The organism is Methylobacterium sp. E-005, assembly GCF_022829725.1.
In the GTDB taxonomy this organism is placed as follows: domain Bacteria; phylum Pseudomonadota; class Alphaproteobacteria; order Rhizobiales; family Beijerinckiaceae; genus Methylobacterium.
On sequence record NZ_JAKSYG010000226.1, the window covers coordinates 12,252 to 38,371 of the forward strand.

Sequence of the window (26,120 nt, forward strand, 5' to 3'; positions counted from 1 at the left end):
ATGCCTGCCATCCATTCCCCGGCCCACACACCCTCGGCCTCACGCGACGAGATTGCCCGCTCGCCCGAGACTTCCGGCAATTTGGCCGAGTGCTATGGCGTCTGCACCCGAACCATCCGCACGTGGCGCAAGCGCAGCCCCGATGCGTGTCAGGATCGCTGGGCTCGACCCCACAAGCTGCCTTAGGTGACCACCGATCAAGAGCCAGCGCGCAATCGTTGCATGTTCCGCCGTTTCATCGGCTTTCCGCGCGACGATCCCGCCTTTATCGCCAGCCACTTTCTGCTGCGTCCGAATTGCGACGCAGTCTACAGCATCTTTGAAACGGAACATTATAACCGCCTTTCGCTCTCGGGTTGGCGCGCAAACGGCACGGCAGATTCAAGGATGATGAGTTCGTCTTCATCAACGGTGACGTGGAGCATCTGCGCGCGCTGCTGGATCTCGATCGTCTCTCACGCAAGTGCCACTTATACGTCGCCGCCGACCGGGTCTCACGCTCCGTACACCTGCCAGTGAAGGAACGAGGAAACCACCGCTTCAACAGTGAGCTTCCTCACGGATACCCTTGGTGTATTTCCATCTACAATTAGCCACACGCTAGCCGGCCGCGGGACTCGCTTCAGGTCCGATACGATTGAAGCTAGCTTCGACCGGTTACGAATCCGAGCGCTAGATTTTTAAAGCTGGACCTGAGAACTGGGGGAGTGCGCGCGATTACTGCACGTACATCATCGTTATTTGTTATCATCGCGACCTTATCGGTCCGCAGAGCCAACTGCGGGTCCACCACTTTCAGCCACTTGAACCCGGATTGTTCGCAGCTGTGCAAGGCCAAACGTTCGAGGGCATGGAGCAATGTACCATCTTTTGGAACTGGCTCTGTCGGGAAGTGGGTTATCTGTAGATTCAGGTCTCGGATAGATCTTAAAGCTTGTGGTCGAGCCCAGAACATGGAACCGGAAGGAAAATCGAGCCTCGCAAAACGATTGATCTTGAACGACATCTGCGCTGCTAGTTCTTTCATGATACTATAATTTTTCATGTATTTAATCCATGGCCGAGCTGGGATCCAGTGATTTGGAAAGACAAGACCAAGGTCTGAATTGTCTTGAAAAGCTCTGATTACACTGGAACAGATATCAACACTCCCAGATAAATTATGGAAGAGATAGCGCCTCCACGCATTGGCATCGATAAGACCATCGTCTTGTTTTGTATGCACAAACAAAGATAGATCGTAACTATCAAGTACGTCATCGAAGGCAATAAATTTTGAAGTCAAATCGCGCCCAATATTCAGTATTATTTTGATATTTACTGTGCCTTTATCCCAGTCATGAAAATGGCTATTTAGAAGACTTGCCTTTTCTATGGTGTCTGTACTCAAAAAAACGTCAACTCGACCAGGTATATTGTCAAAGATTGAACGGATTTCACTAAAGCTGCTACAGTGGAAGCAGTGTGCAATAGCGCAAAGACGCCATCCATCTCTAATATTTCTTGATTTTATGTCAGCAAACGGCACGCCCATTGTTAGCGTGGAAGCATAATTTGGGTGAAACCCCTTGAACACGTTTCTACGTCGAATCGACATGACTGGTCTTGTCAAGTAATGTTGGATGCTCATGTCGGTGATCCTTGTAAATTCGTACCTCGGATGTGCCTATAAATAAAATCAATAGGATTTTAAGAACAAGATCTATTGGCACATATAAATGAAAGCCCGGTTGTTAACATACAAAATCAACGGTTTCTGACATTACAAAGGAAAGTATTGTTATGGGTATTGTCAGTCGGTGGCTTAAATATCGGTGCGATATTAGCATCCGACCTTCACCTCAGGGTTCATTCACGATGCATTTCTTTCGCGCTCCGCCGCATCGAGCCAAGGGGATTAGACGAAGACGTAGGCCGTCATCGTCATCAGCCCATGTCGGTGGATCCCCCTCCAAGATCGGCTTTCGCAGTGGTGGTGATTGAGCTCCTTCTTCGACTGCCGGTGAGCCTGCGCGGTACAAGTACCTGCGTAAGACGCTCATCTAGGGCGGCCGAACCGCGATGCCGACGCTTCGGCAGAGTGATACGCGGCTCGGGCATTGACCGCGTGGGCTGCTGATGCGGGCGCATGCCAATACGGCGGTAATGGCCTTGGCAGCCAAGATGGCGCGTATCGTCCTGGCTTTGCTGAGCCACGGGCGCGTCTATGAGCCGTTGGCCGCAGCCGCGTGATCCGAGCTCGGCCCGCGCGATACGCGTCAGCCTTTCAATGTCTGCGGGCGATGAGAACGAGACGCTCGACCGTCGACCAGTGTTCTGAAAGCCGACCAGCAAAATCAACGTTCGACGCCAACCCCCTTATGAGTCCCCGGGCGCGCGATTCTCCAGCTTGGCCAACAGCTCGCCGGAAGCCCGGATATCTTTACGCGGACTGCTCAGATTAGCGAATCCCGAGGCACCTGCGGACGGGGCGGACCATACGTTTTGCCGCGATGGGGGTGCTGTCGCGCGAGGCCCATCTATAGTCGATGCCCTTCTGGTGTGAGAGCCGGCCGAGAGCCGCCTGTTGCAGGCGGTTTGACACTCAGATTTATTGCCAGTCGCGCAGGCGCCGCCAGCAGGTTATGCCCGACTCGCAGCCTGTTGCTTGAAGCGGCAAGTCCCAGGGGATGCCAAATCGTGCCCCGAACGGGCTGCCCGTCAGCGCAGCCCGTTCGGGCATGCGAAGGCGGTCGTCCTTCCGCGCGGGTCCAGGCGTATCTTCGGGCATGCACGGCCGATCACCGCCCTCTGTTCATCCGAGAGTCGGGACAGGTCTGCCATCGTTGCCTCCAAGCCGCAAATCGACGCCTGAAATCACAAAACGACAAAGTCTGCAATGGTTTGATTCAGGTCATACACTGAGGCAGACAGGGTTCTTCACATTGCGTTCGAAAGGTTCTGATGGGTGCCTCTATACGATCTCTGTCGCCGGCCGACTTCACCTAGATTGCTCAGCCGTCATTCCTGAAATGTTAAACCTGGATGAATAATGATGGCGCAAATCTCTGTGGTAATGGCGACCTATAATGGTGCCGCTCACGTGCGCCAGCAAGCCCTAAGCCTTTTGGCCCAGGCCCAGCTCCCGGCCGAGCTGGTGGTGGCCGACGACGGATCAACAGATGCCACGCTGGACGTCCTACGGGATACGCTCGCCGGTGCGCCCTTCCCAGTGCATCTGCATCAGAACGCGCTGAACAAGGGATATCGACGCAATTTTATCGAAGCGGCGTCGCTCGCGTCCGCGCCACTCGTGGCATTCTGTGATCAAGACGACGTATGGCGGCCCGACAAACTTGCGCGCATGACCCGGGCTTTCGACGATCCAGCTGTAAAATTAGCGTACCATAACGCAGCCGTTACAGATCGCGAGAGCCGCGCCACGGGGCGGCTTTATGGGTCGGACGGTGGCCGCAAAGTAAGTGAGTCGTCTCTCGCCGACCCGTGGTCTTTCTCGTTGGGCTTCACCCAGGTATTCCGGCGGGAGCTCATCGCCTTCACGCCGCTCCACGCGCTGAGCTGCGATTTCCTGTTTCCGCAGGAAAGGCTGGCCCATGATCAATGGTTTTTCTTCCTCGCTAGCTGCTTCGGTCGCATTGCTTTCATCGATGAGGACCTTGTTGCATACCGCCAGCACGAAGCTAATGTATTTGGCGCGATCGACCGCGGGCGGGCGCGGCGGCTGGCGGTATTCAAGGCAACGCTTGATCATAGCCGCGGCCAAGTGGCAGCGCGGGGAGCATCGCTGTCAGCCAAGGAGGCTATTCTCAAAGCGATAGCGAAGGATGAGACACAGGACGGCAGCTGCCGCGCTACGGCGACCGCCCTGGCTGGTCACTACGAGGAGTTCGCCGCACTGTATGCCGACCGGGTTGGCACCTACAGCCACGGCATTGGGAGTAGAACGGCATTCTGGTTGCATCTCCTGGCATCGCGTCGGCGACTTGGGACGCGCGGCCTCGCCTATCCCGCGCGGCATGCCGTCCGGGATCTCGTGTTCGGAGTGCTTCTTGCGTCACTCGCTTCGCCGACGAACGGGCATTGATGTGGGTCCGTACGCGAATTGTATGGTTGAGGGTGAGGTGTGCCTGATTTGACGGAGCGAGCAAGGCGTTCGGAATTGCAGCTTATCGTTGGAGACATTTCGCCGTGCGCAGCGCCTTGCGATCAGTCGGTCGAAACGGTAGGGATCTGAGCCCCTAGCGGGGGTGTCGGGGTGTGGCGCAGTCTGGTAGCGCACCTGGTTTGGGACCAGGGGGTCGTAGGTTCGAATCCTATCGCCCCGACCATTCGATCAGGAGCCTGTCGCGTCAGATGCCCAGTGCCCGCATCTTCCGTCCGTCCCGGGATGCCACGCAATCCGGCCTCGCCCGGACCAAGCAGTGGGTGCTGGAATTTGACCAGACCAGCCCGCGCGAGATCGATCCGCTCATGGGCTGGAATGGATCGTCTGACATGATGCAGCAGGTCCGGCTGGAATTCGACACGGAGGAGGAGGCGGTGGCCTACGCCAAGCGCGAGGGCATCGCCTACCGCGTCGAGCAGCCGGCGAAGCCTGCCGCCCGCAAGGGCTTGTCGTACTCGGATAACTTCAAGTTCAACCGGACTGCCCCCTGGACGCACTGAGGAGTCAGGCGTCCCGCCGCGCCCGCCATGCGGCGTAGGGCGAGTCCCCTGCGGGCCGGATTTGGTCGAGCCGCATCGGCTGCGCATCGAGGGGCTGGCAGAGTTCGGCGTAGATTGTCGCGCTGCCGGCTCCGTATTGCTCGGCCTCCTCTGCCGAGAACGCGAAATAGCCGCGCTTGAAGCCCGCAAGGCGCATCGCGGCGTGGCACATGGGGCAGGGGCGGCCACTCGCATACATCACACAGTCTGAGAGATCGCGGCTCCCGAGGATGCGGCTCGCTTCGCGCAAAGCCACCATCTCGGCATGAGCGCTCGGATCGTTCGTCGCGTGGACGGTGTTGGCTGCCCGTACGAGGACGGTGCCGTCGCGGACAATCACGGCCCCGTAGGGTGCGCCGCCCGTCGTGACGTTCTCGGCGGCGAGGGCAACGGCCTCGCCGATATAGCTCTCGTGCGTGGTCATGATCCCAATTCCCTGCCAACCGCGCTCCAACGCTGGGCGTGGCCAGGAGTTCAGAACGCATAGCGCACCGTGCAGTAGGGCAACGTCTCGGCAAGCAGGGCCTTGAATCGGGCGAGCCACTGGCCTTTCCAGCCAGACCGATAGCGCAGGTTCCGGCCCCCGCCCTCCGAGACTTTGACCTCCTGAATATCCGGCCGCCACAGGAGATCCTCGGCGCGGGGGTGCCAATCCAGGTTCACCGCGTGCAGATCCGCATTGTGGGTCAGCATGATGATCTCGCACTTGAGCTGCGCCTTGGCGGCGTCGGAGAGCGTTCCGTCGATCTCCCTGAAGAGCGCGCGCCACTCCGCTTCCCATCCCTCATGGAGGATGACCGGAGAGAAGTTCGCGTGAACCTCGTAGCCGGCCGCCACGAAATCGTTGATGGCGGCGATCCGCTCCGGCATCGGAGCGGTGCGCACGTCGACGACCCGGGCGATGGCCGCTGGCATGAGGGAGAAGCGGATCCGTGTCTTACCCTGGGGATCGTAGTTCAGCAGGGTGCTGTTCACGGTCTTGGTGGCGAAGGACGCCTTGGCGTTCGGCAAGGTGCGGAACAACGTGATCAGGCTCTCGACGCCGCTGCTGACGGCGGCATCCACCGAGAGGTCACCATTCTCCCCGATGTCATAGACCCAGAAGGCCGGGTCGATCAGGTCCGGCTCGGGCAGGGGACCCTGGCGTCCGGCATGACGGCTGATCGCCGTGCAGGCCTGCTCGATATTCACGAACAGGGAGATCGGGTTCGCAAAGCCCTTGCGGCGCGGCACGTAGCAATAGGCGCAGGCCATCGCGCAGCCGTTGGAGGTCGAGGGCGCGATGAAGTGGGCGCTCCGGCCATTCGGCCGCATCGACAGGCCTTTCTTCACCCCGAGCACCAGGGTCGAGCGCTTGATCCGCACCCAATCCTCGACGGATCCGGCATTCCCATGCAGATCGGGGATGTTCCAGTGCGAGGGAACGGTGATGCGTTCGGCATCGGGGAAATGCGCGAGGATTTCCCGGCCGAGCGGGTAGTCCGGCACCGTCGGTTCCTGGTAGATTTTCCGGATCTCGAGGAGATCGCGCGTGAGGGCCATGGCAGATCCAGGGCCCGGACGTGGCCCGAACCGGATATGGTGTCCCGACGGCCGGGGCGAAGTGGCTTGCGACCTGCCGCCCGAGCATCACGCCGGTCCGATCACCAGGATAACGATGCGCGATCGCGGGTGTGAGGCACGCTCCGGCGCTGAACTTGCTTCAGCGGTCCGCGCGCTTCAGCAAAGATCGTACAAATTCAGACCGTCGGTGGACGTCGACCATGCCGCAACCTTATCGTGCGAATCATGGTGAGCGACCAAGCGCACTGAATGGACAGGCGATGACCGTTCGGGATCAGGAGATGTCTGTTCCAATTGATCCGGGCCTCAATGAGCTTGCCGGTCCCGCCCGCGCGCTCGTTCGGCGGGACCAACTCGCGGCCATGCGGGGAAGCGTCCTGTCGGCCATGCCGGTCAACATGCTGCTCGGGCTGGCGAGCACGCTGGTGGCGTATCGCAGCGGGCACGGCGAGGTCGGCGCCGCTTGGTTCGCGGTCTCCACGCTTGCCAACTTTCTCCGCATCGGCCTGTGCCGCGCACCCTGTCTCGGTCTGGCCCTGACGCCGGACACGACGCCGGCCATGGCCGCCGCCGCGGCGCAGTCGATCGAGCGGCATCTGCGCGCCTGCATCGCGGCGGCGTTGCTGTCCGGCTTGGTCTGGGCCTGCCAGCCGCTGCTCTGTGAGGGCTACACCTCGGCGCAGGCCCTGTTCTACCTCGTGATCACCTGCGGCATCACCGCTGGCGCGGTGACGCATGGGACCGCCTACGCGCGGATCCCGCTGGCCTTCATCCTGCCGCCACTGCTCTCGGTTGTCGCCTGCCTCGCCGCGGTCGGCGATTTCGACCGGAACTGCCTTGTGGCCTGCGTGCTGCTGTACCTCCTGGCGCTGACGCACACGGCCTTCCGGAGCGAGGCCGGGTTCCGCGAGTCGAGCCGCTTGAAGAACGAGGCGACTGCGCTGGCACGGTCGCGCGCGGAGGCCCATGCGCGTGTCAGCGCCCTGGCCGACGAGATGCGCCGGCGCGCCACGCACGATGACCTGACTGGCATCCTCAATCGGGGCGGCTTCATCCAGCAGGCTGAAGAGCGCCTTCAGGCTGCCCCGATCAGTCTGCTGTTGCTCGATCTCGATGGCTTCAAGCTCGTCAACGACGTCTATGGCCATAAGGCCGGGGACCGGGTTCTGATCGAGGTCGCCCGGCGCATCAGCGCCGAACTGCCCGAGGATAGCTTGGCGGCCCGTCTGGGAGGCGACGAGTTCGCCGTGCTGTACGATCCCATCGCGGCCGGCGTTCCCCCCGAGCGACTCGCGGCGCGTCTCGTGGCAGCGGTCGCGCAGCCCCTCGACGGGTTCGACGCCGGTCGGATCGGAGTGAGCATCGGCGTCCATTCGGGCCGGGAACCGAGCCTGACGGAGATGCTGAGCTGCGCCGATGCGGCCCTGTATGCCGCAAAGGCGGCCGGCCGAAACTATTACCGCATGTTCGATACGGGCCTGCGCGAGCGGCTTCAGATCCGCCGCGACCTGGAGCGCGACCTCTCGACCGCCCTCGCCGAGGCCGCCCTGGAGGTCTGGTTCCAGCCGATCTACGCCATGGACGCGGAGACGCTGGTGGGTCTCGAGGCGCTGGTGCGCTGGCAGCATCCGCGGCTCGGCTGGATCGCGCCGCCCGATCTGGTCGCCACGGCGGCGACGGCAGGGCTGACCGAGTCGCTGCTCCGCTTCATCCTCGAACAGGTCTGCGCGATGATGCAGATCCTGCGCGGCCGGGGGCTCGAGACGGTCCGGGTCGCCATGAACGTCTCCCCCCAGGAAATGGCTCAGGTGCCGGTGGACGAGATCGTCATCGAGCGGCTGAAGAGCCTCGACCTCCCGCCCGCGATGCTGGAAATCGAGATCACCGAGGAGACGGCGCTCGATATCGGCGCTGTTCTGGGCAAGCTGCAGGCTCTCTCGCGCGCGGGCGTACGGGTGGCCCTCGATGATTTCGGTATCGGATACTCGTCGCTCTCGTCTCTGCGCCAACTCCGGGCGGATCGCATCAAGATTGATCGTAGCTTCGTCACGGGTCTCAACGCTTCCGACGACAAGCGCGGCCTCGTGCTCGCGGTCCTCGGACTCGGACGCATACTTGGGCTCGAGGTCGTGGCCGAAGGCGTCGAGTCGGATGAGGATCTGCGCACCCTTCAGGCGATGGGCTGTCCATTCCTCCAGGGCTACCATCTCGGCCGGCCGATGACGGTGCCTGTCCTCGAGACGACCCTCTTGTCCGGCCGTATTGCCGCGGCCTGACCAGCGGTACGGATCCCCGGGCCTCCTGCCCGCGATCCAGGGTCGGTCCGTTGACGCGGATGTGAGCGCCGCGACGCAACCCTTCGCCCGATCATGCATTGCACAGGGCCCGCGCCACCTCGACCGAACGACTTGGGATGATGGGGACCGGCACGCCTGCGACGCCCGGTCTCCGCAACCTGAGATGCGCGCGTGTATCGCATGTCCCGGCGGCCGCAGGTCGTGAAAGCCGAATTCCGGTAATGACCTCTTGAAAACCTCCGTTTTCCACCTGCGGTGTTTCGGCGGGGTTATTGCTTAACCAAACCTGTGCGGCATGGTGGCCGCTCAAATGATCATGGATATTGTCATGCGCGCAGCGCGCAAGCGCCACGCCGTCTGCCGGATCGCTGCCGTTTGGGCAGCCTGGGCGGCGCCCGCATGCGCCGAGATGCGCATCGAGGCGGCCAAGATCACAGGCGGCGACCTCTGGATCATCGGGTATGCCGACGACGCAAATTCCGAAATCACGCTCGATGGCCGGTTTCCGCAACGGACGGATAGCAACGGCTATTTCGAGTTCCGCGTCGTCTATCATCCGGCAACCTGCATCGCGATGCTCCAGACGCCGAAGCAATCCCGCAGCGTCGTCGTCAGCGGCTGCGGGCAGCAGGGGCCGCAGGCGCCCGGACTCGTCGGACCACCCGGGCCGCAGGGCCTCCGGGGCGAGACGGGCCCGAGGGGTGAGGTCGGCCCGGCCGGCGAGCGTGGTGGACCGGGGCCGGCGGGACCACCTGGCCCGGCGGGCGTTGCAGGCCCGCAGGGCCTTCAGGGCGAACCCGGGCGGCCTGGACCGGCCGGCGAACCCGGAACCGCTGGCGAGGCCGGCCGGACCGGGCCGCCCGGTCCCCCAGGACCCCGTGGCGCCCAGGGACCGGCGGGTCCGCTTGGGTCGGCGGGTCCGGCCGGAAAGGTCGCGCCCCCCGGTGCACTGCAGAAGGCGCCGCCCGTCCAGCGACGGGTACCACCCAAGCCGCGCTTGGATCGGGAAGCGCCGCCTCCCGACCGGGCACCCGAAGTCGAGCCGGGCGGAGGCGTGACCTCCGAAGACCGGTACTGAGCCGCGCGCCTCCGCCCTTGTTCGGCTGAGGCTGCGCAGCCCGCACCGTGCCGGGTCAGATCCGGTAGTGGTCCCGGTACCAGCGGACGAACTGCGCGACGCCGACCTCGATCGGCGTGCTCGGCGCGTACCCGACCGCGGCGGCAAGGTCCTCGACATCGGCGTAGGTGGCCGGCACGTCGCCCGGCTGCATCGGCAGGAACTCCTTGCGCGCCTTGCGGCCCAGGCATGTCTCCAGGATCTCGATCAGGCGGAGGAGCTGTACTGGCTGATGAGTGCCGATGTTGTAGACCCGGTAGGGGGCACTGCTGGTGCCGGGATCGGGCGCGTTAGCGTTCCAGTCGGGATTGCTGCGCGCGGGCGCACCCGCAAGGCGAATGACGCCTTCGACGACATCGTCGATATAGGTGAAATCGCGCCGCATCTGCCCATGGCCGAACACCCGGATCGGCTCATCCGCCAGGATCGCCCGGGTGAACAGGAACAATGCCATATCGGGCCGGCCCCACGGTCCGTACACGGTGAAGAAGCGCAGGCCACTGCACGGGATACCGTACAGATGGCTGTAGCTGTGGGCGAAGAGTTCGTTGGCCTTCTTGGTTGCCGCGTAGAGGCTGACCGGATGATCCACGTTCTGGTGGACCGAGAACGGCATCTGCGTCACGGCACCGTAGACCGAGCTTGACGAGGCGTAGAGGAGGTGCCCCACGCCCGCATGCCGGCAGCCCTCCAGCACGTTGAGGAAGCCGTCGATGTTGCTCCGCGCGTAAGCATGCGGATTCTCGATCGAGTGGCGCACGCCCGCCTGCGCGGCGAGGTGGATGACCGTGTCGAAGGTCCGCTCCCGGAAGATCGCCTCCGTGGCGGCACGGTCGGCCAGATCGATCTTGCGGAACGAGAAGCGATCGAAGGGCTCGAGCGCGGCGAGGCGGCCGTCCTTGAGGGCGACATCATAGTAATCGTTGAGGTTGTCGAGCCCGACGACAGTGCACCCGGCCTCCAGGCAGCGTCGGGCTACGTGAAAGCCGATGAACCCGGCTGCACCAGTCACCAGGACATGCTTCATGGCGCGCTCCGCGGCTGCAGCACGACCCGGACGACGGAGTCGCGACGGCGATGGGCTCTAGCGTATCAAGCTCCGCATATACCTGCCTCGATGCCGGATTGTAGCCTCTTCCGGCTGCCGACGGGGCGCGGCACCGGGCTTCAGGCCGTCTCGGGTGGCCCCGCGGAGAAGCCCGGGGCGAGCGCCGCTCAGCCCACCGGCCGCAGCGCGTCCCCGCGCGCGATTGCCCCGCCGGCGATCACCTCCGCGTAGACCCCGAGGTCGCGGTGGCCAAGCCGCGCGTCGAGGGTCCAGGGGATATCGCAATCCCGGATGCCGCTGACCGGGTCGACGTTGGTGGCCGCGCAGCGCACGGTCCGCTTGGTGATCTTGAGCCGCAACCCGCTCGGTGCCTCGATCACCCGGCCGACCATCTCCAATTCGGCGAAGGGCGCCAATCCCTCGACAAGCAGGTTGCCGCGGAAGCGCAGGGGGTCGACCGGCGTGCCGAGATAATCCTCGACCGCCGCCACGCTCGCCCGGTTGATCAGCGAGACGTAGCCGATCGGGGAATCCGTGAACCGGTATTGCGGCGGGGCGGCCAGCACCCTGGGCTCACCGCGTAGGCTCTCGGGGATGAAGCGCCGCATCAGCTCCGCCAGCCCCTCCCGGCCGGCTTCCGTGTCCAGGCGGAAGGACTGCGTCGCGCCGAAGCCCTCCACATTAAGCGTCGCCGTGTCGTCGTCGTAGCGGGTGCGCAGCCGGGCCAGCGCCTCGTCGCGCATCAGCATCAGATACTTGGTCTTCGGCTGGTGCCGGGGCGCGACCTCGGTGAAGCCCGACGGGCCGTTCTCGATGGCGTAGAGCCGGTCGCCGGGAAAAAATCCGCTGGTTTCGAGATCCGCCCGTTCGACGGGTTCAGGGCTCAGGCCCTTCACCGGATAGCGATAGAGGGCGCTGATATGAATCGCATCGGTCATGCGCGCAGCGTGGCCCTGAAATGATCCGGCGCGCAAGGGCTTTGCCGGCCCTTGTGGTGCGCATATGCAACACCACATCCGCAGGACCGGCGGCCACCAATGGCGCCGGGGTCCTCACGCGGCAGAGTGCCGGAGGGCGACGTTTCGGTGGCGCCGCGCCTCACCATGGGCGGCGGATGCCGGTACGGGAGGGTTGTGCATGAATTTCGAGAAATACACCGAGCGCGCCCGCGGCTTCGTGCAGGCGGCTCAAAACCTCGCGATGCGCGAGGGACATCCCCAGCTTCAGCCTGGTCACCTGCTGAAGGTGCTGCTCGACGATCCGGAGGGCCTGTGCGCCGGCCTGATCGACCGCGCGGGCGGACAGTCGCGCGTGGCGCTGGCCCAGACCGAGCAGTGGCTGGCCAAGCAGCCGAAAGTCTCGGGCAATGCCGCGGCACCGCAGGCGACGCGCGAGCTGATGCGCCTGTTCGACACCGCCGAGAAGGCTGCCGAGAAGGCGGGCGATTCCTACGTCACGGTGGAGCGGCTGCTCCTCGCCCTGGCGGTGGAGAAGGATTCCGAGGCCGGCCGCGCGCTGCAGGCGGCGGGCGTCACCCCCGCCTCGCTCAACGCCGCGATCAATGCTTTGCGCAAGGGCCGCACCGCCGACAACGCCTCGGCCGAGAACGCCTACGATGCGCTGAAGAAATACGCCCGCGACCTCACCGAGGCCGCCCGGGACGGCAAGCTCGACCCGGTGATCGGCCGCGACGAGGAGATCCGGCGGACCATCCAGGTCCTGTCCCGGCGCACCAAGAACAACCCGGTGCTGATCGGCGAGCCCGGCGTCGGTAAGACCGCGATCGTCGAAGGCTTGGCCCTGCGCATCGTCAATGGCGACGTGCCCGAGAGCCTGCGGGACAAGAGCCTGCTCGCCCTCGACATGGGCGCGCTGATCGCCGGTGCGAAGTATCGCGGTGAGTTCGAGGAGCGGCTGAAGGGCGTGCTCTCCGAGGTCACGGCGGCCGAGGGCGGCATCATCCTGTTCATCGACGAGATGCACACGCTGGTCGGTGCCGGGAAGGCGGACGGGGCGATGGACGCCTCGAATCTGCTGAAGCCCGCGCTCGCCCGCGGCGAGCTTCACTGCGTCGGCGCGACCACCCTCGACGAGTACCGCAAGCACGTGGAGAAGGACGCGGCGCTCGCCCGGCGCTTCCAGCCGGTCTTCGTGTCGGAGCCGACCGTGGAGGACACAGTCTCGATCCTGCGCGGCCTGAAGGAGAAGTACGAGCAGCACCACGGCGTGCGCATCCAGGATTCCGCCCTGGTGGCGGCCGCGACGCTGTCGAACCGCTACATCACCGACCGGTTCCTGCCCGACAAGGCGATCGATCTCGTCGACGAGGCCGGTTCGCGCCTACGCATGCAGGTCGATTCGAAGCCTGAGGAGCTCGACAACATCGACCGCGAGATCGTCCGGCTGAAAATCGAGGGCGAGGCGCTCAAGAAGGAGACCGATTCCGCCTCCCGCGACCGGCTGGTCCGGCTGGAGAAGGAACTCGGCGACCTGGAGGAGCGCTCGGCGGCGATCACCGCCCGCTGGAAGGCCGAGAAGGACAAGCTCGGCACGGCCGCCGGCCTCAAGAAGAAGCTCGACGAGGCCCGCAACGACCTCGCTGCGGCTCAGCGCCAGGGTCAGTATCAGCGCGCCGGTGAACTCGCCTATGGGGTCATCCCCGGCCTGGAGAAGCAGCTCGCCGAGATCGAGGCCAAGGCGGAGAACGGCCGCGATGCGATGATGGAGGAGGCGGTCACGCCCGCCCACGTCGCGGGCGTCGTCTCCCGCTGGACCGGCGTGCCGGTCGACAAGATGCTGGAGGGCGAGCGCGAGAAGCTGCTGGCCATGGAGGATGCGCTGTCCAAGCGCGTCGTCGGCCAGCGGGAGGCGGTGGAGGCGGTCTCGACCGCGGTCCGCCGGGCCCGCGCCGGGCTGCAGGACCCGAACCGGCCGATCGGCTCGTTCATGTTCCTGGGCCCGACGGGCGTGGGCAAGACCGAGCTGACCAAGGCGCTGGCCGGCTTCCTGTTCGACGACGACACGGCGCTCGTGCGCATCGACATGTCCGAGTACATGGAGAAGCACGCGGTCGCCCGGCTGATCGGTGCGCCTCCGGGCTATGTCGGCTACGAGGAGGGCGGTGCCCTCACCGAAGCTGTGCGGCGGCGGCCCTATCAGGTCGTCCTGTTCGACGAGGTCGAGAAGGCGCATCCGGACGTGTTCAACGTCCTGCTGCAGGTTCTCGACGACGGGCGGCTCACCGACGGGCAGGGGCGGACGGTCGACTTCCGCAACACGCTGCTGATCATGACCTCAAATCTCGGGGCCGAGTATCTGGTGAACCAGCCCGCGGGCCAGGACACCGAGGCGGTCCGCGAGGAGGTGATGGGCGTGGTGCGCGGTCACTTCCGGCCGGAATTCCTGAACCGGGTCGACGAGATCATCCTGTTCCACCGCCTCGCGCGGTCGGAGATGGGGGCGATCGTCGAGATCCAGCTCGGGCGCCTGCAGAAGCTCTTGGACGATCGCAAGATCACCCTCGACGTGGACGAGGACGCCAAGAGCTGGCTCGCCGACAAGGGCTATGACCCGGCCTACGGGGCGCGGCCGCTGAAGCGGGTGATCCAGAAGAACGTCCAGGATCCGCTGGCTGAGCTGGTGCTCTCCGGCAAGGTCCATGATGGCGAGACGGTCCCGGTCCGCCTCGGTCCGATGGGGCTGATGATCGGCGACGTTACGGTCGGCACCGAGCGCCGGCCGGTCCATGCGACCCTGAACTGAGCCCTCGGGACGCACCGAGAAAAAGGAGGGCGGCGGCCACGATGTGGCGCGCCGCCCTTTTTTGTTCGTGACCCGCGGAAGGCGTCAGGCGGTCGCCATCGGTCTTCTGCGGGCCAGGATCGCGAGCTGGAGAACCAGGGCTGCCATCGCGACCCCGGCCGCCGCGACTGGCAGAGCGGCGGTGCCCGCCATTGCCATGACCACGCCCCCGAGGGCCGCGCCCACCGCGCCACCCAGATAATTCGCCGAGCTGTTCAGCGCGACGGCGACGCTGCCGTGATCGGGCTTGAGCCCGAGCAGGGTGTGTTGCTGCGGCGCCTGTGAAGCCCAACCCATCGCACCCCAGATCAGCAAGGGCAGGTAGCCCGGAGATCCGAGTCTGAGCAGGACCGGAAGCGCGGCCAGCGTCAGGGCCAGGATGGTCAGGATCAGGGCCATCAGTCCCCGGGGGGCGCCCATCCAGTCAATCAGCGGGCCGACCGCGAAGCTGCCAATGAGGCCACCGACACCCCAGGCCCAAAAACACCGCGCCGCGGCCTCGCCAAGCCCCGCGCGGTCGAGGAGCGGCGCCACGGAGGTGTAGAGGCCGAGGCTGGCCACCGCGGTCAGAAATGAGACGGCCACGGTGGCGACGATCCAAGGGTCTGCAAGGAGCGCGACCCGCGCTCGCCAGGACGGCGGTTCAGCGGCTGGAATGTCGGGCAGGCGCAGGAGGATCGCAGCGGTCGCCAATGCACCGAGCACCGCGACCAGCGTGAGCGTGCCCTGCCAGCTGAGACGCTCCGCGATCCACAGCCCGGCCGGCACGCCGACCACGGTGCCGGTGCTCATGCCGCCGAGCGTGAAGCCCAGCGCGCGGCCCTTGCGGTGCGGCTCCACCAGCGCGGTCGCTGCGGCGACCGCCACCGGCGCGTAGAGGCCGGCGGCGAGGCCGGCGAATGCCCGGACCAGGAGCAGCTACAACAGGCTGCCTGCCCAGGCGCTCAGCGCGTTGGCGAGGCCGAAGACCGCGAGCGCCAGTGCGAGGATCTTTCGGATCGGTCGCCTGGCCAGCAGCGTGGCGCAGACCGGAGCAGCCAGGGCGTAGGTCAGGGTGAAGACGGTAACGGTTTGCCCGGCCTCGCCGGACGTTATCCCGAAGCTCGACCCGATCCCCGGCAGCAGGCCGGCGACCACGTAGGCATCCAGGCCCAGGGCGAACATTCCGAGGGCGAGCACAGCGATCCGTTCCATGGCACACACCGCTTTACGATGTACGACGAACACCGTACATTATCGCAGCGATGAGCCCACGCAAGTTCCTCCATCCGGATGCCGCGGAGCTGACGCTGCACCGGATCCTGTTCGCACTGAGCGACCCGACCCGGCTCGCCGCGGTCTCGGAGCTGATGGACGGCGCCGAGCATTCGTCCGGCGATCTTCTCGCGCAGAGTGTGCCGCGCTCGACGATGACGCATCACCTCAAGATCCTGCGCGAGGCCGGCGTGACGCGCACCCGGCCCGAGGGGATGCGGTGCCTGATCTCGCTCCGGCGCAACGATGTCGATGCGCGCTTCCCCGGCCTGCTGGACGCAATCATGGCGCACGGTCGTTCGGGCAGAAGCGCCGACTCCCGTGCGGCGGCGTCCTAAGCGCGTCGGATCGCCCGCGCCAGATCGGCCGCCTGATCGCGATCCCGGCAGATCATCCAGAGGTCGTCGTGGCCCGAGAGTTCGGCATCGTACAGGTCGATGAATGCGGCCGGCGGTGCTGCCAGATCGGGCCAATGGAACAGGCGGAAACCCAGCGCTTCGAGCACCGGCAGGATCGGTGCGAGATCCCACGGCATGTTGCTGGTCAGCGTCGCGTCGAGGCGACCGGTCGCCAGGAGGGCGGCGTCAGAGATCGAGCCGCCCTCGCTCCAGGGAAACCAGCCCCGACCGTAATCCAGTGTGTAGCGCTGCGCTGAGACCGCGAGCCAGCCGACATGGCCGGTGCGCGTGGCCGGACGCTCCAACACCCGCAGCGGTTCGGTCGGGCGGCCGCCGAGGGTCGGAGCCCAGAGGGCGCGGCCCTCGCTGGCGGCGAGCAGGATGCCGCGCGCCGTCTCCGGCGGCCCGATAGGGGCGGGACCGGCGCGGTCCTCGTTCCAGACCGGCAGGTTCATCACGCCGATGCGCGGCCAGCCCGAGCGACAGGCCGCCACCATCACGCCCCAGCCCGTGAGGCCGCCCGCGAAGGGGCGGGTCCCGTCGATCGGGTCGGCCACGAAGGTCCAGGCGTCACGGGCGAGCATCGTCGATGCGGCGGCGTGGCCTAGATCGCCAGCCGTCTCCTCCTCGATCAGGTCGGGCCCGAATCGCGCGTGGAGCAGCCGGCTGACGGCGAGGTCGGCCTCGGTGAGGGCTTGGCCCAGATCCGGGCCCTTGTTGGTCATGTCCAGCCCGGCCGCTCGCATCCGCAGGGCGAGGGGAGCGGCCTCCTCGACGAAGGCCAGCATCCGGGCGAGGACATCCTGCGCGGGGGCATCGGACGGAACAATCATGCGGCGAACAACGCGGGATAGCGGAGCATCAGTGCCTGGACGAGCACCAGCGTCTTGAGATCGGGGAGACGTCCCGAGCGGGCGGCCTCGGCCAGCTCAGCGAGGGAGACCTCCATGGGCAGGACCTGCTCACCCTCCGCGTGCAGGCCGCCGCCGGGCGCAACCTTATCGGCTTGGCCGTAGGGGGCGAGGTAGAGCCAGAGGCGCTCCGAGGACACGCTCGGCATGCTGTAGGCATGCGCCACGCGCTCCAAACGCCGGAGGCGGACGCCCGCCTCCTCCATGGCTTCGCGGATCGCGGTCGCCTCGGGCTCACCCCCGTCGAGGCCGCCGGCCGGGGCCTCGTCGAGGTCGGCCGGCTCACCCCAGAAGGCCGGTCCGATCCGGGCCTGCCGCACGAGCAGCGCCACGCGCCGCTCGGGGTCGTAGGGCAGGACGCAGGCCGCCTCGCCGTGATCCTCCAGCGCCCGGGGTACGGTGCTGCCATCGGGCAGGGTCAGTGTGGCGATCCCGAAGGTGTTCCACCCACGGTGGATCACCTTCAGCGGCAGCGCGGCCGGCATCTCGCTCATCGGGACGCGTCAGCTCTTGGTGCTGGAGGCGGTCTGCCCGAACATCACCTTCTTGGCGTCCTCGCTCATGGTCTTCCCGAAATCTGGATTGACCTCCGGCGCCCGGGCATAAGCCGCCTTGGTGGCGGGCCGCTCGGCGATGTCCGAGAACCAGCGCTTCAGGTTCGGGTGATCGTCGAGGTTCTGGCCCTGCTTCTCCCACGGCACGATCCAGGGATAGCAGGCCATGTCGGCGATGGTGTATTCGGACCCAGCGACGAACGCACGGTCGGCCAGGCGCCGGTCGAGGACGCCGTAGAGCCGGTTGGTCTCGTTGACGTAGCGCTTGATCGCATACTCGATCTTCTCGGGTGCGTATTGCGAGAAGTGGTGGTTCTGGCCGAGCATCGGGCCCAGCCCGCCCATCTGCCAGAACAGCCATTGCAGCACCTCGGCCCGACCGCGCAGATCGCCCGGGATGAAGCGGCCGGTCTTCTCGGCGAGGTAGAGCAGGATCGCGCCCGACTCGAACAGCGAGACCGGGGCGCCGCCACCCACCGGCTCGTCGTCGACGATCGCCGGCATGCGGTTGTTGGGGGCGATCTTCAAAAATTCCGGGTTGAATTGCTCGCCTTTGCCAATATTGATCGGACTAATTTTGTAAGGCAGCCCCGCCTCTTCGAGAAACATCGTGATCTTGTGGCCGTTCGGCGTCGGCCAGTAGTAGAGATCTATCATCGGCTTACGTCCCACGATGCCCCCGCCGGGAGGGAAGTGGGCCTGCGGGGTGCATCGGTCAAGCTCTGGCTTGAGACCGCTCGTCCGCCGCGTCGCGCGCGAAAGCATCCCGGATGGGCTGGTCTTCCAACCAAACCACCTTATCCTGAGGCGCCGAAGCGGAGCGCAGGCCTCGAAGGAGACTTCCAGCCAGCCGTGCGAACCCTGGATCCCTCCTTCGACGCCCGCTGACCCGAGCACCTCAGGATGAGGTCGAGGGGGGGACAAGCGGTTTCGGGTGGCCCCTCAGAGCCGCGACACGTAAGCCGCCAGATCCTTGATGTCGGCCTCGCTCAGCTCCTGCGCGACCTCGTTCATCGCCGGGTCGTAGCCCGGCCGGGCGTTCGACTTGTAGCCGGCCAGCGCCTTGGCGAGATACTCCTCCCGCTGATCGCGGATCCGCGGGATCGCGTCCCGGCCGGCGAGGTCGGCGCCGTGGCAGGAGCTGCACTGGTGCTTGGCGACCAGCGCCTGCCCCCGGGCCATCAGGGCCGGATCGGCTGGGTCGCCGGCCCGGGTCGGCGGCGGCAGCGTTCCGACCGCGTCCGCATAGGCGCGCAGATCGTCGTCGGAGAAGCCGGCGGCGATGTCATTCATCGGCGCCGCCTCGCGCTGCTTCTCGCGGAATTGGAACAGCTGCGTGACCACGTAATCCGGCTTCTGGCCGCCGAGCGAGGGCACCCCCTCGGTCTCGGACGTACCGGCACCGTGGCAGGCGATGCAGGGGGCGAGACGCTCCTGCACCGCCGCATCCGGGGCGGCGAACGCTGCACCGGAGAGCAGCGTGCCGAGGGCTGGGATCAGCCCCCGGATCATGCGTGTACGAACGAGGTGCTGCATCACTTGCCGTAGCTGATCCGGTAGATCGCACCGTTATAGTCGTCCGAGACGAGGAGCGCGCCGTCCTTGGCGACGAGAACGTCGACCGGGCGGCCGACATACTTGTTGTCCTGGAGGAAGCCGGTCAGGAATGGTTCGGGCGCGCCGGCCTTGCCGTCCGCGCCAGGCTTGGCCACCACGACGGCGCCGCCGAGCTTGGTGGTGCGGTTCCACGAGCCGTGCTGGGCGATGAAGATCGCGTCGCGGTAGGCCTCCGGGAACTGCGTGCCGGTGTAGAACCGCATGCCCAGCGAGGCGGTGTGCGGTCCGAGCAGGGCCGCCGGTGCGGTGAATTCCGCGCAGGAATGGCCCCAGCCGTATTCCGGATCCGTGAAGGTGCCCTGGTGGCAGTACGGGTATCCGAAATGCTGCTTGCCCGGTTCCGTGAGCACGTTCAGCTCGTCGTTCGGGATATCCTCCGAGACCCAGTCCCGGCCGTTATCAGTGAACCAGAGCTGCTTGGTCTTCGGGTTCCAGTCGAAACCCACGGTGTTGCGCACGCCCCGGGCGATGACCTCGGCGTTCTTGCCGTCGAGGTCGATCCGGCGGATCTGGGCGTGGGTGTCGGGCGGCATCACGATGTTGCCCGGCGCGCCGACCGGAACGTAGAGCTTGTTGTCCGGGCCGATGGCGATGAACTTCCAGCCGTGGGCCTCGTCCTTGGGCAGGTCGTCGTAGACGAGGGTCGGCTTCTCCGAGCCGTCGAGATGCTTCTCGATGTCGTCGTAGCGCCAGATCTTGGAGAGCTCGGCGACGTAGAGGGCGCCGTCGTGGAAGGCGACGCCGTTCGGCCGGTGCAGGCCCGACGCGATGGTCTTGATCTCGCGCTTCCCGTCCGGCCCCGCCTGCGGCATCACCGCGTAGACCTTGCCCACGGTCCGGCTGCCGACGAACAGCGTGCCGTCCGGCGCCTGGGTCATCTCGCGGGCGTTGGCGATGCCGCTGGCATAGACCTCGATCTTGAAGCCGTCCGGCACCTTGAGCTTGTCGAGCGGCAACTTGGCGACCGGCGTCGCCAGCGGCGGGCCGGCCACCGGCGCGAGCTTGGCAGCCGCGCCACCCTCGGGGCGGCCGTAGAGGGCATCGCCCTTCTCGACCGCCTTGACGGGTGCGGGCGGGGCGGCGGAGGCGGGGGTCTCCTGCGCGCGCGCGGTGCCGGGGGCGACGGCACCCAGGCCCAGGCAGGTGAGGGCAGCGGCGAGGCTGCGGGTCAGGAGCGGCTTGCTTGTGATCTTGCAGGTCGGCGTCATGGTCTCTCCCGATGCGGCCGGCTCACGACTGGCGCGCGTGTTCTGCACTCTTTATTCAACGAGAAGCTTCAAGACGCGACCCGCCGGACGGAGCTTGATGCGACAGCGCGTCCCGGCCGTAACCCGATGCCCGATTACGGCCGCGGCGGGTTCATCCGTGCCTGCGCGACGAAGCGGTCGCCGTCCTCCCGGAGCAGTAGACGATCGGCCACCAGCGCATCCACCGCGCGGGCGACGGCATCTCCGTAAGCAGACGTGTCCGGGTAGCGCTCGGCCAGCGACGGGCGCGGGTCGCCCCTGGCGTCGCGCTCGGCCTTCGTGGCCGCGAAGGGCAGAAGGCTGCCCTCCCGGTCGCACAGTTCGCCGGCCGGGAACGGCTCGGCATAGAGGTTCCAGCCGGTATGGGTGCCGCGCGGCACGGCCACGGCGGGGAGGCGGATGCCGGCGATGTCCTGCCCGTCCGCATCGACCCGCGGCACCAGGGGCCGGTATTGCGGGCCCGCCTCGGGATGCGGATCGACGTAGGTCGGGAAGCGGGCGATCGCGTTGGTGACGGTCGCGACCGCGAGGCCGGGCGTGTACGGGAAGCCCGTGGCGGCCGGCTCCACCAGGGTCCCGTCCGACAGGCGCGGCACCCGGCTCGCCGGCGGGGCCTTCCCGTCGCGCACCCATTCGTCGAGATCGACCAGCAGGGCGCGCAGGGCCGGGCCGGGATTGAGCGTGTTGCGCGGGTTGGCGCAGGGCCCCTTGTCGGAGGCGAGGCCGGAACGGCCGTAATGGAAGCCGCCCGCGATCAGGTAGGCCCGGGCCGTGTCGGGCAGATCGACATCGGTCTTGCCGAGGGGGTCGGTGGTCAGCAGCGAGGCGCCCTTCTGCCAGTACTCGGTCTCGGTGTTCACATCCATCCAGAGGGGATCGAAGCCGTCGCCGCGCAGCAGCGCGCCGCGCCGGCCCGTCACCGGATCGTGCTGGAGGGCGGCCGAGAACGGGAAGGCGTTCTCCGGGTAGAGGTGATCCTCGTGCTGCGTGTTGGTGCGCGAGGGCTGGGCGAAGCGCGCGTTGAGGAAGACGCCGCCGACACCCGAGATATGGGCCAGCATCCCGTCGAACACGCGGGCGCCGGCCTCGTCCCGGTTGAAGCCCTGATGGACGAAGTCGCGCAGGAACCGGCCACTCTGCGAGATGCCCAGCGCCAGGGCGCGTTGCACGCCGCCCCCCGCCGGATTGTCGGCCGCCTGCCCGCGCAGATAGGCGACCACGTCGCGCGTGGCGGCGAAGCCGAGGCCCAGGACCTTCGGACCCACGGCCTCGTAGGTGAACTCGTAGAGCGAGCCGGGCTGCGGCTTGGTACCCTCGGGCAGCAGCTTGAGCTGTTTCGGCCCCGCGAAGGTCCAGGCGGCGCGCGGCACCGGCTGGGGCGGATCGGCCTCCCGGCGCCGGACCGTCAGGGTGGCGTTCGGCTGATCCGTCCCGGCCGCCGCGAAGGTCAGGTAGAACGGGGCCTCGGTCGGGCCGCGGGTGCCGCTGACCAGCTCGTCCCGCACGAGGGCGGTGATCGGCTTGCCGTCCCGGGTCGCGACGGGCACGTCGATCGCCATGCCGCCGTTCTGGCGCAGGGCATCGGCTTCCCAGCCCGACCAGACGATCGTGTCGCCGCGATTGAGCACCAGGGCGGTGCCGACGTCCCGCGCCGTGCGGGGGTCGTTGACGGCCTGGGCCGCCTGCGCGGGCGCGTCCAGCACCCAGTTGAACAGGAACTTCCGGCCGCGGTTCAGCACCTCGTAGAGGAGGGTGCCGCTGCCGCGCTTCGGATCCTTGGGCCGCAGGATGAACAGGTCGGTGCGGTATTCCACGAGGCCGCGGGCGTTGCGGGGCGCCAGGGCGATATCGGCGATGCCGGTGTTGGCCGGATCGGCCGGGTCGATCTCGCCGCGGGCGAAGCCGATCACCCGCTCGTAGGGGCCGGCCTGTCCGAATTCCGCCCCTTCGGCGAAGGGCTCGACCGCGGTGACGTCGAGGCCGACGATTCGCGCCGAGGCGGGTGCCGTGAGTGGAAGGACCAGCGCCAGGGCGCCCAGACAGGCCTGCAGGCGCACGGCGCGGATACGCATTCCTCGACCTCCCGAATGTTCTGAGCCGCAGTGGACCGGGCTTTGTCCCCGAGATGACGGAGGTCGGGCGCGCATGTCGACAGAATTCGCTCGACCGGACTTTCACGTCGGCCACGGATGTCAGGCCACGGATCGGCCGCGAAAGGCGCCGCATTCGACCGCGGACGCGCGCGCTTGCCTTGCGTTTTGGCGACCGATCTCCGAAAACGCGCCCCATCCGGGAAGCTGGGCTTGGCCGGGCTGACCGGCCGTCCGCCGGAGCCTGGCCGGTGCGGCGTTCCGATCCGGTGCGAGGACAGGGTTCGATGATCGATTACGCGCAGGCGCGGCGGATGATGGTCGACTGCCAGTTGCGGACCTTCGACGTCAACGACATCGCGGTGCTCGACGCGTTCGACGACGTACCGCGCGAGACCTTCGTGCCCAAGGGGCGCGAGCCCTTCGCGTATATCGACCAGACCCTGCACATCGACGAGGCTGGCGACGAGGCCCGCTGCATGCCGGCGCCGATGGTGCTGGCCCGGATGATCCAGGCCCTGAAGATTCGCCCGGGCGTGGCCGCCCTCGACGTCGCCACCGGCTACGGCTACGCGGCGGCCGTGATGGCGCATCTCGGCGCCCAGGTGACCGCGCTCGAATCGGTGCCCGGCCTCGCCGCCGAGGCGCGCAGCCGGCTCGGCACGACCGCACAGGTGATCGAGGGGCCGATCGAGTCGGGCGCGCCCAAGCAGGCGCCGTTCGACGTGATTCTGATCAACGGCCGCGTCGAAGTCCGGCCGCAGGCGCTGCTGGACCAGCTCAAGGACGGCGGCCGCCTCGTCTGCGTGATGGGACCCCACCGCAACGCCAAGGTGACGCTGTTCGTGCGCGCTGGCGACGCTTTCGGGGCGCGGCCGCTGTTCGACGCGTCGCTGCCCGGGCTCAAGGCCTTCCAGGAGGAAGCCGGGTTCGCGTTCTGAACGCAGGTCGCTTCGCGCCGCCATGGTCCGACGCTGATTGCAACCGAGATGCGACCCTTCACTTCATCCTGAGGTGCCCGCGGCAGCGGGTCTCGAAGGAGGGCTTCAGATCGCGTGGGGGTCCGGAAGCCTCCTCTTCGCTCCGGCACCTCAAGACGAGGGGGATCGGAGAGGCCGAAGCCTGACTGCGCGGTCAGCCCAGCCTGTAATCCGCCATCCGGGCGCGCCGGGCGCTTCTGCGATAGGCCATCACCGAATCCGGCCAGAGGGTCGCGTTGCGCCCCTGCGCGTCGACATACCAGCTCCGGCAGCCACCCGCCTGCCAGATGCTGTCCGAGAGCCGGGCGCGGATCCGGTCGAGGAAGCGCGTCTGCGCCTCCGGGCGGACCTCGATGGCGCGGGTGCCCCGTCGCAGGGCCTTCAGGCAATCCAGCACGTGCTGCACCTGGACCTCGATCATCGAGACGACCGAGTTGTGCCCGAGCCCCGTATTCGGCCCGAGCAGCATGAAGTAGTTCGGGAAGCCCGCGACCGTGATGCCCTGATAGGCGCCCATGCCGTCGGCCCAGGCCTCCTTCAGGCGCAGCCCGCCCCGGCCGACGAGGTCCATCCGCGCGAAGGTCGCGGTGACGTCGAAGCCGGTGGCGTAGACGATGACGTCGAGATCATGCGCCCGGCCGTCCTCGGTGACCGCGCCGGTCTCGGTGATCCGCGCGATCCGGCCGGTTTCGAGGGTTACGTTCGGGCGCTGAAGGGCGGGGTAATAGTCGTCGGAGATCAGCACGCGCTTGCAGCCGAGCCGGTAATCCGGTGTCAGCTTCGCCCGCAGGTCCTTGTCGCGCACCGCCTTGGCGAGGTGGCGTCGCGCCAGGCCTTCTGCCTGACCGGTGAGCTTCGAGACCTTGGTGAAGCCCAGGAGGGCGCGCACCTCGTGCAGCCAGAACAACCGGGCGCGCTCCAGCCGCCGAACCAGGGGCAGGCGCCGGTAGCGCGCCTTGGCGCGCTCTGCGATGGCGTGGTCATGTTTGGGCATGATCCAGGGCGGCGTGCGCTGGAACAGGGTGAGATGGCCGGCGATCTTGGCGAGTTCCGGCACCACTTGGATGGCGCTCGCTCCGGTGCCGATCACCCCGACCCGTTTGCCGGTGAGATTGACGGAGTGGTCCCATTCAGCCGTGTGGAAGGCCGGTCCCACGAAGCTCTCGCGCCCCGGGATGCTGGGATAAGCCGGATGGTGCAGGCCGCCCATGCCGGAAACGATCGCCCGCGCGGCGATCGGCCCGCGGTCGGTCTCCACATGCCAGACGGCGGCCGCCTCGTCCCAGATCGCGCCCTGGAAGGTCGTCCCGAGCTGGGTCAGGGGCATCAGCCCGTGGCGCTCGGCGGTCTCGCGCAGATAGGCCAGGATCTCGGCCTGCGGCGCGTACATCCGGCTCCAGTCGGCCTTGGGGGCGAAGGAGAGGGAATAGAGGTGGGAGGGGATGTCGCAGGCCGCCCCCGGATAGGTGTTGTCGTACCACGTGCCGCCGATGCTATCGGCCTTCTCGATGACCCGCAGGGGCCCGATCCCCGCCTGCTTGCAGCGGATCGCCATGGCGAGTCCAGAGAAGCCGGCGCCGACGATCAGGACCGCCAGAGGCTCCTCGGCGGCAGCACGCAGGGATTCCGTCATCGAGTTGACCTTCCGGAAGCGGCGTCGGGTTTCGGCGCATGGTCCTTCAGGAAAGCGGCGGCCTCATCGAGGGAGGCGCGCGCCTCCGGCAGCATGCTGGCGGCGAACTGCCAGGCATGGGCGACGACGGGAAAGACCTTCAGCTCGACCTCGACCCCGGCCGCCCGGGCCCGCTCAGCCATCTGCACGGAATCGTCGCGCAGCACCTCGCGACCACCGACGTGGAACAGCAGCGGTGGGAAGCCGGTCGGGTCCCCGTTGATCGGTGAGATCCGCGGATCGGCCGGATCGGCGTTGCCGAGATACATGGACCGGATCGTCGCCAGCGCCTTCGGGTCGAACATCGCGTCGCGCCACGCATTCGACACCCGGGAGCCCGTCTCGGAGATGAAATCCGTGGCCGGGGAGAACAGGGCCGCGGCCCAGGGCATCGGCAAAGCCCGCGCCTTGGCCTCGCCCATCAGCACGAGGGCGAGGTTGCCGCCGGCCGATTCGCCCGCCACGCAGGCCGCGCCCTCGGCGCTGAACGCCCGCCAGACCGCCATGACATCCTCGATAGCGGCCGGGAACGGGTGTTCGGGGGCGAGGCGGTAATCGGGGACGAAGAGCGTGAAGCCGCGATTGGCCAGGGCGCCGGTCACGGGCCGGTGCGTGCGCGGCGAGCAGGCGATGAAGCCGCCGCCGTGGATGTAGAGCATCCGCCGTCCGGGCCCCGCCTTCGGCCGGACCCACTCGCCCCGCACGCCGCCGACGGTGCCGGCTTCGTAGGTCACGCCCTTCGGGTCCGGGAAGGCCTGCGCCTCGAAGATGCGGCGGAAGTCGGCCGCGCTCCGCGCCCGGGAGAGGGGGGTGCGGACCCGGCTGCGGATCATGTAGGCGCCGATATAGGCGCGTAGGCTGGCCATC

21 protein-coding genes, 1 tRNA gene and 2 pseudogenes are annotated in these 26,120 nt (G+C 66.8%); 9 read left to right on the forward strand and 15 right to left on the reverse strand.

Features of this window, described 5'->3' with window-relative positions; all coding sequences use genetic code 11:
* The first annotated feature begins 186 nt into the window (after positions 1–186).
* Positions 187–519: a hypothetical protein gene (locus tag MKK88_RS26970; protein ID WP_244005318.1), complete on the forward strand. Its 333-nt coding sequence runs from the start codon at positions 187–189 to the stop codon at positions 517–519.
* 124 nt (positions 520–643) lie between these two features.
* Here the strand turns inward: MKK88_RS26970 and MKK88_RS26975 are convergent, their stop codons facing one another.
* A complete protein-coding gene (locus tag MKK88_RS26975; protein ID WP_244005320.1) occupies positions 644–1,630 on the reverse strand; it encodes a rhamnan synthesis F family protein in 987 nt (328 codons plus the stop codon).
* A 389-nt stretch (positions 1,631–2,019) separates the two neighbouring features.
* Here MKK88_RS26975 and MKK88_RS26980 point away from each other — a divergent pair.
* The 4 genes and pseudogenes from MKK88_RS26980 to MKK88_RS27000 all read left to right on the forward strand — a co-directional run.
* Positions 2,020–2,232 (forward strand): annotated as a pseudogene (locus MKK88_RS26980) (IS110 family transposase); the annotation flags it as partial.
* Positions 2,233–3,031: 799 nt separating this feature from the next.
* Positions 3,032–4,084, forward strand: coding sequence for a glycosyltransferase (locus MKK88_RS26990; protein ID WP_244005322.1), 1,053 nt, complete (start codon positions 3,032–3,034; stop codon positions 4,082–4,084).
* Positions 4,085–4,251: 167 nt separating this feature from the next.
* A tRNA-Pro gene (locus tag MKK88_RS26995) sits at positions 4,252–4,328 on the forward strand.
* Between the two features lie 25 nt (positions 4,329–4,353).
* The gene (locus MKK88_RS27000) at positions 4,354–4,665 is read left to right on the forward strand and encodes an ETC complex I subunit (protein WP_244005324.1); all 312 of its coding nucleotides are present in this window, start codon (positions 4,354–4,356) and stop codon (positions 4,663–4,665) included.
* Positions 4,666–4,669: 4 nt separating this feature from the next.
* Here the strand turns inward: MKK88_RS27000 and MKK88_RS27005 are convergent, their stop codons facing one another.
* Together MKK88_RS27005 and MKK88_RS27010 are read right to left on the reverse strand one after the other, a co-directional pair.
* Positions 4,670–5,128 carry a nucleoside deaminase gene (locus MKK88_RS27005; RefSeq protein ID WP_244005326.1) on the reverse strand — a complete coding sequence of 153 codons (459 nt, stop codon included), beginning with the start codon at positions 5,126–5,128 and terminating at the stop codon, positions 4,670–4,672.
* Positions 5,129–5,178: 50 nt separating this feature from the next.
* On the reverse strand, positions 5,179–6,246 hold the full coding sequence (locus MKK88_RS27010; RefSeq protein WP_244005328.1) for a spore photoproduct lyase family protein: 1,068 nt from the start codon (positions 6,244–6,246) through the stop codon (positions 5,179–5,181).
* 302 nt (positions 6,247–6,548) lie between these two features.
* Here MKK88_RS27010 and MKK88_RS27015 point away from each other — a divergent pair, with 302 nt between their 5' ends.
* Complete coding sequence (locus MKK88_RS27015) at positions 6,549–8,543, forward strand: putative bifunctional diguanylate cyclase/phosphodiesterase (protein ID WP_244005330.1); 1,995 nt, start codon at positions 6,549–6,551, stop codon at positions 8,541–8,543.
* Positions 8,544–8,634: 91 nt separating this feature from the next.
* Here MKK88_RS27015 and MKK88_RS27020 read toward each other — a convergent pair whose 3' ends face one another.
* The 3 genes from MKK88_RS27020 to MKK88_RS27035 all read right to left on the reverse strand — a co-directional run bounded on the left by MKK88_RS27020 (position 8,635) and on the right by MKK88_RS27035 (position 11,667).
* The gene (locus MKK88_RS27020; RefSeq protein WP_244005558.1) at positions 8,635–9,120 is read right to left on the reverse strand and encodes a hypothetical protein; all 486 of its coding nucleotides are present in this window, start codon (positions 9,118–9,120) and stop codon (positions 8,635–8,637) included.
* Positions 9,121–9,697: 577 nt separating this feature from the next.
* Entirely contained in the window at positions 9,698–10,708 is a 1,011-nt protein-coding gene (locus tag MKK88_RS27030) for an NAD-dependent epimerase (protein WP_244005332.1), read from the reverse strand.
* 188 nt (positions 10,709–10,896) lie between these two features.
* Positions 10,897–11,667, reverse strand: coding sequence for an MOSC domain-containing protein (locus tag MKK88_RS27035; RefSeq protein ID WP_244005334.1), 771 nt, complete (start codon positions 11,665–11,667; stop codon positions 10,897–10,899).
* A 199-nt stretch (positions 11,668–11,866) separates the two neighbouring features.
* Here MKK88_RS27035 and clpB point away from each other — a divergent pair, with 199 nt between their 5' ends.
* Positions 11,867–14,491, forward strand: coding sequence for an ATP-dependent chaperone ClpB (clpB, locus tag MKK88_RS27040; protein WP_244005336.1), 2,625 nt, complete (start codon positions 11,867–11,869; stop codon positions 14,489–14,491).
* Between the two features lie 84 nt (positions 14,492–14,575).
* Here clpB and MKK88_RS27045 read toward each other — a convergent pair.
* Positions 14,576–15,724 (reverse strand): annotated as a pseudogene (locus tag MKK88_RS27045) (MFS transporter).
* Between the two features lie 50 nt (positions 15,725–15,774).
* On the opposite strand from MKK88_RS27045, the gene MKK88_RS27055 reads away from it, so the two are divergent.
* Positions 15,775–16,122 carry an ArsR/SmtB family transcription factor gene (locus MKK88_RS27055; RefSeq protein ID WP_244005342.1) on the forward strand — a complete coding sequence of 116 codons (348 nt, stop codon included), beginning with the start codon at positions 15,775–15,777 and terminating at the stop codon, positions 16,120–16,122.
* Here MKK88_RS27055 and MKK88_RS27060 read toward each other — a convergent pair.
* From MKK88_RS27060 to MKK88_RS27085, 6 genes are all read right to left on the reverse strand, one after another.
* The gene (locus MKK88_RS27060; protein WP_244005344.1) at positions 16,119–17,015 is read right to left on the reverse strand and encodes an inositol monophosphatase family protein; all 897 of its coding nucleotides are present in this window, start codon (positions 17,013–17,015) and stop codon (positions 16,119–16,121) included. The genes MKK88_RS27055 and MKK88_RS27060 overlap by 4 nt on opposite strands.
* Entirely contained in the window at positions 17,012–17,587 is a 576-nt protein-coding gene (locus MKK88_RS27065; protein ID WP_244005346.1) for an NUDIX domain-containing protein, read from the reverse strand. Before MKK88_RS27065 ends, MKK88_RS27060 begins: the two co-directional genes overlap by 4 nt.
* Positions 17,588–17,596: 9 nt before the next feature.
* Positions 17,597–18,304, reverse strand: coding sequence for a glutathione binding-like protein (locus MKK88_RS27070; protein WP_244005348.1), 708 nt, complete (start codon positions 18,302–18,304; stop codon positions 17,597–17,599).
* Positions 18,305–18,589: 285 nt separating this feature from the next.
* Positions 18,590–19,183 carry a c-type cytochrome gene (locus tag MKK88_RS27075; protein ID WP_279602559.1) on the reverse strand — a complete coding sequence of 198 codons (594 nt, stop codon included), beginning with the start codon at positions 19,181–19,183 and terminating at the stop codon, positions 18,590–18,592.
* A complete protein-coding gene (locus tag MKK88_RS27080; protein WP_244005352.1) occupies positions 19,183–20,472 on the reverse strand; it encodes a PQQ-dependent sugar dehydrogenase in 1,290 nt (429 codons plus the stop codon). The genes MKK88_RS27075 and MKK88_RS27080 overlap by 1 nt, the downstream gene beginning before the upstream one ends.
* 134 nt (positions 20,473–20,606) lie before the next feature.
* Positions 20,607–22,583, reverse strand: a complete 1,977-nt coding sequence (locus tag MKK88_RS27085; protein ID WP_244005354.1) for an alpha/beta hydrolase domain-containing protein — start codon at positions 22,581–22,583, stop codon at positions 20,607–20,609.
* A 305-nt stretch (positions 22,584–22,888) separates the two neighbouring features.
* Between MKK88_RS27085 and MKK88_RS27090 the strand changes: the two genes are divergently transcribed.
* Positions 22,889–23,542 (forward strand): protein-L-isoaspartate O-methyltransferase family protein, encoded by a 654-nt coding sequence (locus tag MKK88_RS27090; protein ID WP_244005356.1) that lies wholly within the window; start codon positions 22,889–22,891, stop codon positions 23,540–23,542.
* A gap of 193 nt (positions 23,543–23,735) precedes the next feature.
* Here MKK88_RS27090 and MKK88_RS27095 read toward each other — a convergent pair whose 3' ends face one another.
* Complete coding sequence (locus MKK88_RS27095; protein ID WP_244005358.1) at positions 23,736–25,214, reverse strand: flavin-containing monooxygenase; 1,479 nt, start codon at positions 25,212–25,214, stop codon at positions 23,736–23,738.
* The gene (locus MKK88_RS27100) at positions 25,211–26,119 is read right to left on the reverse strand and encodes an alpha/beta hydrolase (RefSeq protein ID WP_244005359.1); all 909 of its coding nucleotides are present in this window, start codon (positions 26,117–26,119) and stop codon (positions 25,211–25,213) included. Before MKK88_RS27100 ends, MKK88_RS27095 begins: the two co-directional genes overlap by 4 nt.
* Between the last annotated feature and the right edge of the window lies 1 nt (position 26,120).